10 protein-coding genes are annotated in these 13,509 nt (G+C 43.3%); 9 read left to right on the top strand and 1 reads right to left on the bottom strand.

Annotation, left to right across the window (positions count from 1 at the left end; all coding sequences use genetic code 11):
* Positions 1–27 precede the first annotated feature (27 nt).
* From G5B00_RS17425 to G5B00_RS17385, 9 genes are all read left to right on the top strand, one after another.
* Complete coding sequence (locus tag G5B00_RS17425; protein WP_163878627.1) at positions 28–666, top strand: hypothetical protein; 639 nt, start codon at positions 28–30, stop codon at positions 664–666.
* 47 nt (positions 667–713) lie between these two features.
* On the top strand, positions 714–2,090 hold the full coding sequence (locus G5B00_RS17420; protein ID WP_163878624.1) for a hypothetical protein: 1,377 nt from the start codon (positions 714–716) through the stop codon (positions 2,088–2,090).
* 17 nt (positions 2,091–2,107) lie between these two features.
* Positions 2,108–3,688, top strand: coding sequence for a polysaccharide lyase 6 family protein (locus G5B00_RS17415; protein WP_163878621.1), 1,581 nt, complete (start codon positions 2,108–2,110; stop codon positions 3,686–3,688).
* Positions 3,689–3,748: 60 nt separating this feature from the next.
* Positions 3,749–5,929 (top strand): hypothetical protein, encoded by a 2,181-nt coding sequence (locus G5B00_RS17410; protein ID WP_163878618.1) that lies wholly within the window; start codon positions 3,749–3,751, stop codon positions 5,927–5,929.
* 326 nt (positions 5,930–6,255) lie between these two features.
* A complete protein-coding gene (locus tag G5B00_RS17405; RefSeq protein WP_317168866.1) occupies positions 6,256–7,683 on the top strand; it encodes a PQQ-dependent sugar dehydrogenase in 1,428 nt (475 codons plus the stop codon).
* Between the two features lie 74 nt (positions 7,684–7,757).
* Entirely contained in the window at positions 7,758–8,960 is a 1,203-nt protein-coding gene (locus tag G5B00_RS17400; protein ID WP_163878611.1) for an NRAMP family divalent metal transporter, read from the top strand.
* 103 nt (positions 8,961–9,063) lie between these two features.
* Positions 9,064–10,086 (top strand): NAD-dependent epimerase/dehydratase family protein, encoded by a 1,023-nt coding sequence (locus G5B00_RS17395; protein ID WP_163878608.1) that lies wholly within the window; start codon positions 9,064–9,066, stop codon positions 10,084–10,086.
* Positions 10,086–11,156, top strand: a complete 1,071-nt coding sequence (locus G5B00_RS17390; RefSeq protein WP_163878605.1) for a dihydrodipicolinate synthase family protein — start codon at positions 10,086–10,088, stop codon at positions 11,154–11,156. The genes G5B00_RS17395 and G5B00_RS17390 overlap by 1 nt, the downstream gene beginning before the upstream one ends.
* 263 nt (positions 11,157–11,419) lie before the next feature.
* Positions 11,420–12,610, top strand: a complete 1,191-nt coding sequence (locus G5B00_RS17385; RefSeq protein WP_163878602.1) for a M20 family metallopeptidase — start codon at positions 11,420–11,422, stop codon at positions 12,608–12,610.
* Between the two features lie 10 nt (positions 12,611–12,620).
* Here the strand turns inward: G5B00_RS17385 and G5B00_RS17380 are convergent, their stop codons facing one another.
* Entirely contained in the window at positions 12,621–13,385 is a 765-nt protein-coding gene (locus G5B00_RS17380) for a DeoR/GlpR family DNA-binding transcription regulator (RefSeq protein WP_163878599.1), read from the bottom strand.
* Positions 13,386–13,509 lie beyond the last annotated feature (124 nt).

Here is a 13,509-nt window from a genome sequence, read left to right as displayed (position 1 = left end):
ATAGAACATTATTAAAAAAAGCAAATCATGAAAAAAGTAAGAGAAATTAAAAAAAGAGGAATAGCATCATGGATGGGAGCATTATTAGTCATGTTCCTGCTAAATATGCCCGGACAAGCGGCAGCTCAACAAGCCGTATTTGAGGATAATTTTGATGATGGCAAGAGCCTGGAGGCTTTGGGCTACCGGCCGGGAGCTGCACAAGGTATGTCGGAAAGACCCGTCATTTCCTCCGATAGAAGCGCAAGCGGAGAAAATAGTGTTTTCTTTGCTGTCAAACAGCTCAATCTTAGGAAGAAATTTGACAATGTCGGTGTGCCGAATGCAACGGTCGAATGGAAGGTAAACCTGCCCGAAATGGGCGGATCTTTTGGTATCTCCCTGTATAACGGACGGGATGCGGTGGTGAAGACCAACATGTTCAGTAAAAACCTGATTTACATGAACGATGCCAATGAGAAAAACACGCTTGCTCCCTACAAGGCCAATGAATGGATCACTGTCCGCATAGCGATCACGGGCAACAAATATAATGTGTACATGAACGATAAGCTCGTGGGGGAGAATATTCCCACGCTCGGCGGACAGACCAAGGTAAACACTATTTTCTATTCTGTCGGCAATAAGGCGGCATATATCGATGATGTCCGCGTCTTACGGAATTGAGTATCATCGTGCTATAAAAACTAACCAATAAATTAGAACAAAGTGTCATGAACAAAGATTATAAACCGCAAGGGGGAAGACAGGGGCTTTCGCCTGTGTTTTCAAGGTTATTCGGCGTGTTGGCTGTTATCTTTTTAATCCTCGGCTTAACGGCTTGTTCGAAGAATGATCCGGATGTCGGGGCTGAACCGATGGATCTGACGAAGATCGGTGTGGATCTGCAGGTGGGGATCATCACAGGGACGACTACTGCTATGGAATATAGTTTGAATTCTACTAATGGGGTAGACGGGACCTGGGAGGCGGCCAGTGACGGAAGTACGGAAGTTACATTCGGTGACGGCCGTGTGTATATCCGTGAAACAGCTAACCCGGCAAATGTACGATTGGTAATCAGCTTAGGCTCGGGCAATATGGACCTTGTGTACCTGAGCGATGTATCGGTTGATATCGCCGAAGGGATTATTAAAGGTACGACCACCGAGATGGAGTACAGTTTAAATTCTACCGATGGAACAGACGGCGACTGGCTCTTAGCCAGCGATGCCAATACGGCAGTTACCTTTGCGGCGGGTCGGGTCTATGTTCGCGCGGCGAGCGATCATACACACAAAAGGCCGGTGGCTATTATCGCAGCTCCGGCAGCTGCTCCGAGTTTGGTTGCTGACGACATATCAAATATCATCGTCGGCCTTGCGGCTGAACACGAGTACAGGGTCGATGGGGGAGACTGGACGGCAGGGCCAAATGGGCCCGATCTCACCGGCGATAAATTGGTAGAGGTCCGTATCAAAGCAACCGCTGTTACGCTAGCCAGCGAGGCGCAGACACTAACATTTACAACGGATCCCGTTGATATCGTTTTGTTTGAACATAATTTTGATGGTACAGAGACACTGACCGAGTTGGGATATGCTCCTACTACCACCAAAGCGGTGATTTCTACTAATCAATTTGTAAGTGGGACAAAAAGTATGGCTTTTACTGAGAATGGCAATACAGGCCGGTATCTTAATCCGGACGACACAGATGAAAAACGTGAAAATGTGACGGTCGAACTGATGCTGAAGCTTGATCCTAAGACTACTACTAACAGTTCCAACGTTAGTTTTGGCTTATATGATGGGACGAGTCCTGTTGCTAGAGTCCATCTTTTCAGTAGCACTTTTCAGGTTTATAATAGTGGGAGTACCCGTGTAGATTTCACTCCGCCTGTGCCCCTTGAACGGGATAAATGGTTCAAGATCCGTATTGAAATGGTCGGTGCTACCTTTAATGTGTATAGAGATGGCGTTTTGCTTGGAAGTAGTCTTGGTACAGAAGGGGGAAAAACGGAGGTGAACCGTTTCTACATTACCGCGGGAAATGTAGCGCACACACATTATTATTTCGATGACATCAAAGTTACGTACAAGCCACAGTAAACACCTTCTATAATTTGATGAGACAGGAAGTCGGGTTACGCCGACTTCCTATTCATCGTTTTTATTCACAAAATGGTATGAAAGCTGTATCCACATTAGCACTTGTTTTTTTTATTGGGGTAGGTATCTTATCGTGTTCAAAAAACGGAGAAGACTACGTGGAGAAAGAGGAGACCATAATCAAGGATCCGGACAAAAAGCCAGTTGAAGAAGACCCTCCTCCTCCAAACGAGCCGACGGGACGGTTAGTGACTTCGAAGGCAGAACTCAACACGGCCATAACGGAAGCGATCCCCGGTGATATTATCGTCATGCAAGAAGGAGTTTGGAGCGATCTGGATATTATATTTACAGGCAATGGGACGAAAGAAAAGCCCATCACGCTAAAAGCCCAGTCGCCGGGAGGAGTTGTTGTTTCGGGCCGATCTTCGCTACAAATGTCGGGGGAGTACCTGGTTGTTGATGGTCTGCATTTCAAGGATGGATACTCTTCGTTGCCCAGCTATTTTATCAAATTCAACTATAAAGCTATTCCTGCCCATCATAGTCGGCTTACGAATGTCGTCATTTCCGGATACAATAGGCCGAGAGAAGATGGAGCAGATGTGTGGATCAGTCTTTTTGGGACCAATAATACGGTAGACCATTGTTTCTTTCAGGGAAAGACAAGCAATAGTGTGCTTTTGATCGTTTGGCGTGCTACCGACGAAGCAAACTATCACCATATCCATCACAACTATTTTAAAGATATGCCGTCTATTGGTGCCGGTGGAGCAACAGCCATCCGTATAGGAGATGGAGTACAGGCCTTATCGGCATCACGCACGACGGTAGAAGCCAATATTTTCGAAAATATGCTCGGGATAGGCAAGATTATCAACATTAAATCTGGCGGAAATATCATCAAGAACAATACGTTCATTAATGCATCGGGAAGCATTTGTATCAGGCAAGGCAACGGTAACCTGATTGCGGAAAATTATATCCTACCGGCAGAAAATCCAAGTTATACCGGTGGGATCCTGGTGATCGGTGAGGATAATATCATTAGCGGCAATTATATCCAGGGGACAAGAGCCAAGGGAAAAGCTGCTATTACTTTATATCAGGGCGATGCTGATAATTACCCTGGAAAAGGAAGCTATTATCCCACCAAAAATATTTTGATTGCGAACAATACGCTTATTGATAATGATAAAAATATACTTATCGGCCAAAAAGGTCAGGTAGCTGGCATGCCCGATGTAGAGATGACTATACCCGTAGAAAACGTAACCTACAAAGAGAATGTCGTCATTGGAAATAGCAGCACGGTTCCTGTTATTCAAGTATTGAACGAGCCTATCGGGAATATCCACTACGAGGGCAATATATTCTTTAAGGGGAATTTAAACAGCCTGGGAGACATACCGGGGATCTCCATTGAGGATCCGCAGTTGTATAAGGGAGCAGATGGGATGTATTATTATCCGACAGGGAGTGCACTGGAAGGAAACATTATCCGAAGCCCCTTAAAGAGAACCGATGTAGGGCCGTCATGGATCAAGGACAGGTGGCTTGAGCTGGGAATTGAAGATACGCCGTACATCAAGCCATAAATTGGTTATTATCATGCTACGAGAACACAACTTTTAATTACAATTAACGTATATATTTTTATGATAAAATACAGAATCCATTACATTTTAATATTGCTTATCGTCTCTTCCGTCTGTTTCGGACAACAAAAACCAGCGGAAAAAGAGGTCGCTTCCAAAAATTGGAGAATAAGTTTTGCCGGCTCCTCCGTCACTTGGGGAGGAGGTTTTTTACAATCCGGCTTGGTGCGAGAGGCTATCTTGAATATACAAAGAAACAAATCCACTACCGTTGAAGCGGATAAGGTAAAAGCAGAAGGTGAGCATGTTTATTTAAACGGACCGAATGACGAAAAGTTTTTCGGTGGTAATGCCTTGAAAATTACCGGAGTAAATTCGAATATCAAATTTTCGATTACAGGAGACGAGATCACGCTTGTCCAGGGAATAGAACGAAGCAACACATCAGCTTCCCAGATCGAAGTATACATAGACGGCACTTTATACGATACCATCAATAACTGGAATACCAGTCCCATTGGTACCGAGAGTATGGCGTTTGAAGGGGATGGCAAAACTAAACAATTTGATCTGGGCAGAGCCTTTACATTCGGACACCAAATACGGTTAAACGACAAATTACTGGCCGGAGAGCATAATCAGGGAGGTTATGGTGGTGGTGCAATTCCGGGTGGCTTGGACTATATGGTGATTCGGAAATACGGCGAAGGCAAGAATGGCGATCCGGAAGTACATCATTGGATTTCTTTCCGTAAAGCACCGGCCAAGGGCGAGAAACTGACGGTCGATTTTTCGTATGGTGAAGAGATTAGCTACGAAAAAACCACGATAGGCAAATCTGATAAAGGCAAATTGGAAAGTCCATTTGGTGACGGAGATGTCGCCTTCGATATCACCAAACCATCACGGGTCTCCAGTGGATTGGACTTCAGGGAGACGGATGACCGCGCGATTAAAACTTACCGATTTGAAAATGTTAAGAAACGAGATGTTGAACTGCGGATAAAGGGTAATTATAAAGGCGCGAAAGGGCTCCCTTATTTTATCTTCAATTTCGCGACCAATAGGTTTTTCCATTTTCAAAATGCAGGTATAGGGGGATGGAAACTGACTTTTTTTAATAATCCAGACGAATTTCACCGCGGTTATAAAAAAATAGCCGAGTTTAACCCGGATATTGTATACATGGAAACGACGCCAAATGACGACTGGAGCGTGGGAGGGTACAAACTCTATACCGAGCATCCTGAGCTAACGTTACAGGAACTGCAATCTATCCGGACACTTCCGCCTAAATCTATCACCTATAACGAATCTTCAAATACGTATAATTTCCAAAAATGGGTCGGGAAAATTGAAAAGATAACAGCAAATAGTGTGACATTTTTGTCGGATAAGCTCCATCAGGCAGATACGCCACCCCAACAGGGAGATTATGTGTTTCTTGGTGGTTATTTTTCAAATAACAGAGAATACGTTGTGCGAAAAGTAGAGAAATACGATGCTGCCAATCATCAGTTGTTTTTCGACAGACCTATTACTCCAGATGAGTTGGTTTACCAAGATATAGCGATTCTTAAAGGGATGGAAATCCGGGTTCGGTCCTTTTCTGTCTTCGAGCAGGAATTCAGAAAATTTGTCGATCAGCTAAGAGCGCTCCGTCCAGAGGTGAAGATCGCTTCCATAGTCAACCCGCTCCCCATTGTTGGAGCAAGGGAGTTGTGGGGATATTGGGATTTCATGAATGATCTTTCCAAAGAAATTGATTTCGAAAACCTGAAAATACAGCCTTTTTATGATTATGAGTTTTCCCAAGCCCGAGATCGGGAGGTGGTTATAGACGCCCGCGCATTAAGAATAAATCCGCTGACTGGCTATACGGAAGGTATAATCGAGGGATTTGACCGTAGGAATATCCAAAACTGTGAAATCATTGTCGATGGAAAAAATGTGTACGGATCTGATGCTGTGATTCGCAATCCCTATTCCTACGGCGTGGACAAAAGTTTGACAAAAGGCGCTCTTAACATGAATTATCCGAAAGATCGTGTATTGGCAAGCCAAAAAATCAACCAGAAGCTGGAAGTAGTTTTTCTGAGGAACGCACCGAAGTCCGGTAAGATCCTCATCAAATATTCTACCAAAAACTGGAGTGGAGACGGTTGCCATGTACGGACAGGAGATGATGGATCCAAATTGTATGGCGATGTTTATTACGATTATTTCAATACGTTAGAATAAGGTGAGGTAATACGTTAAAGTCATTTATTCAAGGGAGAATAATTTTAAAAAAAACATTGTGAATCGGATTAATATTGTTATATTAGCGCAATTGATTTAAAAAAGTGTCCCGATGGGGCATTTTTTTAAATTGATTTCGTTAACGTTAACGAAGCGCAATACAGAGCTATATAAGAAACCTGTAATCAACGATGTATAATTTTTGTTCGAAAAAATCAGAATTTACACGAGCAACGAAGCGAAAGGTAGTTTGGCTTGGGGTATGTAGTGTGTTGTTTTTGCTTGGTTGTGTTGCCCTTGATAGCAGGGACAAATACATCGATTTTGTGAAAGTATCGGATAACACATTTTTGGGGATTGAGGAGTTGATAGACAGTCTGGATGTGCCGTGGGATATGCAGTACAATGCGACCACCCATTCTATTTTTTTTACCGAAATAAAAGGGAATATCTCAGAATTGGATCCGGAAACGAATAAGCGGAAGATCATCTATACCATTCCCAATGTGTACCATCACCGTACCTTGGGGCTTTTGGGTCTGGCTATCCATCCGGATTTCAAAAATAAACCCTATCTGTACACCTGTTATACGACGAAAGAAGGAAAAAATATTTTTAGTGAATTGCTGAGGCTGAGATACGAGAAAGGGGCAATTGCGGAAACAAAAGTATTGTTGAAAATTGAAGGGGCAACGGGACACAACGGCTCCAGATTGGTCTTTGGCAAAGATGATTTCTTGTATTGGGCTACCGGAGACGCCCATTCGAAGACATATGCGCAGGATTCTACATCCCTGAACGGCAAAATACTACGGATGACGGATGAAGGTGGTATTCCGTCGGACAACCCGATCAAAGGTTCATATGTGTATGCCTGGGGATTTCGAAATATGCAAGGTCTGACCGTCACCTCAAGCGGCCATATCATCACCTCGGAGCATGGGGATGCTATAGAGGATGAACTGAATTGGATTCGGCCCCTGCACAACTATGGGTGGAACAAGATAGAGGGATATCATGACCTGCCCGAAGAGCAGGAATATGCACGAGAGCATCGGACGACCGAGCCTATAAAGTCGTGGACGCCAGTCATTGCCCCTGCTGCAGTACATTACCCTTTATTCAATAAAATACCCGAATGGAAGAATTCCTTATTGCTGGGGAATCTCAAGGACCAAAGTCTACGTGTCCTTGAACTGGATCATTCGCAGACTAAGGTGGTAAATGAGCGTATCTATCTTAAGGATTATTACGGTAGGATCCGTGCTATCACGAGCGATCATAAAGGTAATGTATATATTGCGACAAGCAACAGGGACTGGAAACCACAGACAAATTTTCCGGTAGCGGGTGACGACCGTATCCTTAGGCTTTCGCTTATCGATTTTGTGCCTGAGCATTATCAGACGGCTTATGAAGAGAAGGACCTGGATATGAAAAGTGGAAAAGCCCTTTATCAAGCCTATTGTGCATCCTGCCATGGACAGGATGCCAAGGGAGCGGTAGGATCTATACCTTCCCTGCGCAAGACTGAATGGGTCAAGGATGAATCAAAGTTCCTGGATGTCGTGTTGAATGGGCTTACTTCGGAAATCGAGGTCGAGAACGTGAAATACGATCAGCCCATGCCGGCATTCAATTTTTTGAAAGACGAAGAAATAGCAGAAATTACCACTTATGTACGGACCAATTTTGGGAATACATATTCGAATATTTCCGTTGGAAAAGTGAAAGACACCCGAATAAAAAAATAAGGAGAGAAAATAAATATACATGTCTTGCCTGAAGGCTAGGCTTATTTCATAGAGTTAAGAGAAAGTTATTTTTAATGAAAAAACTATTAAACATCCTAGGGCCGGGCATCATCACAGCAGCCCTTGTATTTGGGCCGAGCAAGATGACGATTACGTCCAAGATGGGGGCGGATTACGAGTATTCGCTCTTATGGATTGTGTTGATTGCCCTATTTTTTATGGGAATTTACACCTCCATGTGTTCGCGGATAGGAGCTGTTCATGATAAGTCCCTGTTGACTTTAATAAAGGAGAATTTTAATAAAGGCATAGGTATAGCGATCGGTGTTGGTATATTTTTGGTGGCCACATCTTTTCAGGCAGGCAATAGTATAGGCGTGGGGATTGCTATAGGGGAGGCTACTGGAACACCGATGTATATTTGGATCGTCCTTTTTACGGCCATAGCTATAGCGCTGTTATTTTTTCCTGCCTTCTATAGAATCTTGGAAAAGTTGATGTTGGCGTTGATATTGGTCATGTTGGCATGTTTTATTGCTACGTTGTTTTTGGCCGATATTCAATTTGATAAATTTTTTGCAGGATTTGTGCCTGCTATTCCAGAGGGTTCTATGGGGCTATTGATTGCTTTTACAGCTTCTTGTTTTTCATTGGTAGGAGCGTTTTACCAGACTTATCTCATCCAGGAACGACGAAAATTAACAAAAAGTGCTGTAAATATCAAAAAATCGGAAAGAGGTGCATTCACTGGGGTAGCTATATTGGGGTTTATGAGTGTGGCGGTCATGGTGTGTGCAGCAGCCGTGTTGTTTCCGAAAGGTATCCATGTCGGTACTGCTGCCGAAATGGGTAGGGCCTTAGAACCTTTGTTTGGTAAATACGCTAGCTCGTTGTTCTTTGTGGGGCTTTTTGGTGCCGCTTTCTCTTCTTTGATTGGCAATGCGACTGTCGGTGGGACACTCTTGGGAGATGCATTGGGATTTGGAAGTAGCCTAAATTCCAAAAAAATAAAAATATTGATTTCTATTGTCATGATATTGGGCTGTGTGGTAGCAATTACCTTTGGTAAGTTGCCCTTAGAGTTTATTGTTTTGGCCCAAAGTGTGACGATATTTTTGGTGCCCTTTATTGGGATATCCATTTATGTCATTGGAAATAGTAAAAAAATAATGGGAGATCACGCCAATAATCTCTTTTATAAGATTGCAGGTGCATTAGGACTTGTGGTTATCTTGGTGTTAATGGTTAGTAATGTTTACGATATGTTTTTGAAATAAAGTGACGAAGGTGATGATAGTGATGTAGTTATGAAGGCTAAGCATATACCTCCATAACTTACTTCACTTTTATAACTTACATAGCTTAAAAAAATAAAATAATATGAATAATCAGGTTTTAATTGAATTAGAGGAAAGGTACACTCGTCCATCAGAGGAGTTTTTGCGCGATCTTGCACAGATTGACGGGGATTTTGTTTTCCTGGGTATAGGAGGAAAGATGGGCCCCAGTATGGCTAAACTCTTGGTTGATGGTCTTAATCAATTGGGTATCTCCCGAAAGATCTATGGGGTTTCACGTTTTTCGGACAGTGCAGGCAAACAGTATTTGGAAAGTTTGGGTATAGAGACTATTGCTTGTGATTTGTTGGATGATGAGGCTTTACGGGCTCTTCCGGAGGTAAAAAATGTTATTTATCTGGCAGGTTTCAAGTTTGGTTCTTCTGGTAAAGAAGATTTTACTTGGGCCATGAACACTTATCTCCCGGGGCGTGTAGCCGAGAAGTATAAAAATTCCCGGATTGTCGCTTTTTCTTCCGGTAACGTATTGCCTTTTGTGGATGTGCGTTCGGGCGGAGTGGATGAAAGTATCCTACCTGAGCCGATCGGTGAATACGCACAAAGTACGTTGGGCAGGGAACGTATCTTTACGTATTTCAGCAAGAAGAATAACACCCCTATGCTGCTCTATAGGCTAAATTATGCCGTAGACTTTAGATATGGTGTGGTGCGGGAGATTGCCAAGCAGGTGTACAATCATCAGCCTATAGATATTCGTACGAACAATGTCAATGTGATTTGGCAGAGTGACGCTAATGAAATAGCACTTCGAAGTTTATTGCACTGTGAAAGTCCGGCAAAGGTGCTGAATGTCACGGGACCGGAAATCCTGTCCATTCGCTGGATTGCCGAAAAGTTGGGAACAGCCTTAGGTAAACAGCCGATTTTTGTCAACGAACCAGAACAGACAGCCTTGTTAAACAATGCGGCAGAATGCCATCGGATATTTGGCTATCCAAAGACCGGTATTTTAGAGGTTATTGATGTTACGGCACAGTGGATGTTGCAAAATGGAGACGAATTTGGTAAGGATACCCATTTTCAGGAGAGAGGAGGAAAATTTTAATGAAAAGATTGGATAGTGTTTTGAAATCACTTTTGATGGAAGGAACGGTCTTCCCGGCCCATCCATTGGCTCTAGATGAGTTTCGTCAATTTGACGAAGAAAACCAGAAGTTGTTGACCAAGTATTATATAGCGAGTGGTGCCGGAGGTGTCGCCGTAGCTGTACATTCCACCCAATTTGAGATTCGTTTGCCAGAACATAATCTCTTTGAAAGGGTGCTCCAGTTGACCGCCGAGGTCATTGATGAGGCCAAGCTGGACAGACCGTTTATGAAAATTGCCGGAATATGCGGGCCAGTGGAGCAGGCGGTGCGCGAAGCAAAGATTGCTGTAGATCTGGGATATGACATGGGGCTGCTGAGTATGGGAGGCCTACAGAATCTGACCGAGGAGCAAATACTGGATCGGACTAGAGAAGTAGCTAAGATTATCCCCGTTTTTGGTTTCTACTTACAACCTTCTGTCGGTGGACGCATATTTACCTATGATTTTTGGTCCAAATTTGTCGAGATAGACAATGTGGAAGCGATCAAGTGTGCTTCTTTCAATAGATATCAGACCTTTGATGTCGTTCGGGCGATCGCATATTCTTCCAGACGTGAGGATATTGCCCTGTACACGGGTAATGACGATAATATCGTGCAGGATCTTTTATCTATTTACCGGTTCAATGTGAACGGGGAAGAGGTAGAAGTCGAGTTTAGGGGCGGGCTGTTGGGGCACTGGGCAGTCTGGACGAATAAGGCAGTAGAGTTGTTGGAGAAGGTGAAAGATTATAAAAAGAACCCTTCTTATGCCAAATGGAAAGAATTGCAGGTCTTGTCCAATCAGACTACGGACGTGAATGCGGCCTTGTTTGATACGGCCAATAATTTTCACGGTTGCATACCGGGGATACATGAAGTGTTGCGAAGACAGGGGTTGATGAAAGGAATTTGGTGCCTTAATCCGGATGAAGTGCTTTCTCCGGGGCAATACGAAGAGATATCCAGGGTATATGCAGACTATCCGATGCTGAATGACGACGCATTTGTAGAGGAGTTCTTGCGTAAATATTTAGTGAAGACGTAGAAGTTTTCGTTTAGTCTTTCTGTTATAGTTAGGCTACTACCTTACTTCGGAAGGGACAAGGGGAGGATAAAAAAGTGTGAAATATTTATAATAAACTAATAATTGTGTATTAGCCCTCCCCTTACCCTCCCAAGCAAGTCCTTTTGGGACCGCTAAAGAACCTTCAGAATGGACCGGAGTCTCAGACTCCGGTTTATTGTTAATCCGTAGTGCTCAACACTACGGATAGTAAGGTGCCAAAATTTTGATGTAATTTTGTTGTCATGATTGAAAAACTAAAACAACTCGTCTCATCTGTCAAGGATGAAGCGATTCTTAACCGTCGGCATCTGCATCGCTTTCCCGAACTGTCTTTTCAGGAATATGAGACTAGCCGATATATAAAAAAAGTACTACAGTCTTACGACATAGCTTTTGAAGAGGTGGCCGATACAGGTCTTATTGCCAAAGTTGTCGGTAGACAATCTGTAAGCACGAATGTCGTTATTTTGAGGGCAGATATTGATGCCTTGCCGATTCATGAGCAAAATGATACTGCTTTTACTTCGAATAATGAAGGTGTCATGCATGCCTGTGGCCATGATTTTCATACGGCGAATCTGTTGGCAGTCCTGCGGATATTGAAAGGAATGGAAGATGATTTTTCAGGTACGGTCATCGGTATCTTCCAACCGGCAGAAGAGAAGATTCCGGGAGGAGCAATTTCTGTTTTAGCTTCTGGAAAACTACCTTTGCCGAGTGAGCATGTCAAAGGTGTGATAGGACTTCATGTTTCCCCTAGATTAGATGTAGGCAAGGTCGGTGTCCGCTCGGGTAAGTTTATGGCTTCCAGTGATGAGATTTATATTACGATCAAAGGTAGGGGAGGGCATGGAGCGCAACCTCATCTGAATATTGATCCTGTTGTGATATCCGCACAGTTGATCTTGTCATTACAACAGGTGGTATCCAGGTTTGCCAATCCCGCTGTTCCTTCCGTTCTGTCATTTGGCAAGGTGATCGCCAATGGAGCGACCAATGTCATCCCTGGAGAAGTGTATATAGAAGGTACATTCCGGACAATGGATGAGAACTGGCGCGCGCAGGCGCTTGCCCTGATTGAGAAACAGATTAAGGAACTGCCGGGTATCTATGGGGCAACCGTAGAATTGGAGATACGTAGAGGCTATCCGGTTTTGATAAATGATAGCAGGTTGACGGAAGTCGTTTCTGCTTATCTGCAGGAGTATGTTTCAAAAGAATCTTTTGAGCATCTTGATATCTGGATGGCAGCAGAGGATTTTGCCTATTATTCGCATAGCTATCCAGCTCTTTTTTATTTTATCGGCGTAGCAAATGCACAAAAAGGTATAGGTTCTGAATTGCATACGCCTACCTTTCAGATCGATGAAGATGCCTTTGAGCAAGCTATAGGAGGGATGGTGTACAGTGCTTTAAAGATGTTGGAGGGGTAGTGTGGTTTTTTTATACCACGACTACCTTGATCCCTACCTCTTCCAAAGCGGTGATATACTTCTTGGATGCGCCTTGGTCAGTAATGATATAATCCACGTCTTCCAGGTTGCATACCTTACCTAAGCCTCTACGGCCAAATTTAGTGCTGTCGGCCAAAACAACTACTTTTTGGGAGGTTTGCAACATTTTTTGATTTAGGGTGGCTTCTGTCAGGTTGCTGATCGTAATGCCAAATTCCAGATCGATACCATCTACCCCTAGGAAAAGAACCCCACAAGAAACATCGTCCAAAATCCGTATAGCGTACTGTCCGGCCACAGAGGATGAATTTGAGCGTATGAGTCCTCCCAATTGCAATACTTCAATATTGGGTTTATTGCACAGCTCTAAGGCGACTTTGAGTGCAGGCGTAATGACGGTCAGAGGGTGATTTGGCGATAGGTGCCTCGCAACGGCATAGGCTGTAGTGCCCGAACCTATCAATATAGAATCGTTGTCTTCGATCATTTCTACAGCAGCCTTAGCTATTCTGTTTTTTTCATCTGAGTTGATGGTTTCCTTGACCAGGATAGGACGATCTATTGCATAAGGGTTGTTCGTAGAGGCACCTCCCTTTATTCTAAAAAGCAGGTTTTTGTCCTCCAGGACTTTTAGGTCTTTGCGGATTGTCACATTAGACACATTCATTTCTTCACATAGATCGGCTATACTGACCTTGTTGTTTTCTTTTAGTTTTTTTAAAATATACTCGTGCCTATCTGTTATATTCTTCATGATGTGTACAATATATCTGCTAATTTAACTATTTTTTTTGTGTAAACTTCCCTGTTTTATTTAAGAATCTTATTTTTTGTTAACCATAGAGACGTTGTGTGTAACGTCTCTACATATACTTAGT

It is taken from the genome of Parapedobacter sp. SGR-10, from assembly GCF_011030405.1.
Lineage (GTDB): Bacteria > Bacteroidota > Bacteroidia > Sphingobacteriales > Sphingobacteriaceae > Sphingobacterium.
Note: the sequence above shows the minus strand (reverse complement) of the source record. Positions and strands in the feature narration are given on the sequence as shown.

What these genes read in the sequence shown, in the direction of transcription:
- G5B00_RS17425 (WP_163878627.1), top strand. Translation starts at nt 28, where the DNA reads ATGAAAAAAGTAAGAGAAATTAAAAAAAGAGGAATAGCATCATGGATG.
- G5B00_RS17420 (WP_163878624.1), top strand. Translation starts at nt 714, where the DNA reads ATGAACAAAGATTATAAACCGCAAGGGGGAAGACAGGGGCTTTCGCCT.
- G5B00_RS17415 (WP_163878621.1), top strand. Translation starts at nt 2,108, where the DNA reads ATGAGACAGGAAGTCGGGTTACGCCGACTTCCTATTCATCGTTTTTAT.
- G5B00_RS17410 (WP_163878618.1), top strand. Translation starts at nt 3,749, where the DNA reads ATGATAAAATACAGAATCCATTACATTTTAATATTGCTTATCGTCTCT.
- G5B00_RS17400 (WP_163878611.1), top strand. Translation starts at nt 7,758, where the DNA reads ATGAAAAAACTATTAAACATCCTAGGGCCGGGCATCATCACAGCAGCC.
- G5B00_RS17395 (WP_163878608.1), top strand. Translation starts at nt 9,064, where the DNA reads ATGAATAATCAGGTTTTAATTGAATTAGAGGAAAGGTACACTCGTCCA.
- G5B00_RS17390 (WP_163878605.1), top strand. Translation starts at nt 10,086, where the DNA reads ATGAAAAGATTGGATAGTGTTTTGAAATCACTTTTGATGGAAGGAACG.
- G5B00_RS17385 (WP_163878602.1), top strand. Translation starts at nt 11,420, where the DNA reads ATGATTGAAAAACTAAAACAACTCGTCTCATCTGTCAAGGATGAAGCG.
- G5B00_RS17380 (WP_163878599.1), bottom strand. Translation starts at nt 13,385, where the DNA reads ATGAAGAATATAACAGATAGGCACGAGTATATTTTAAAAAAACTAAAA.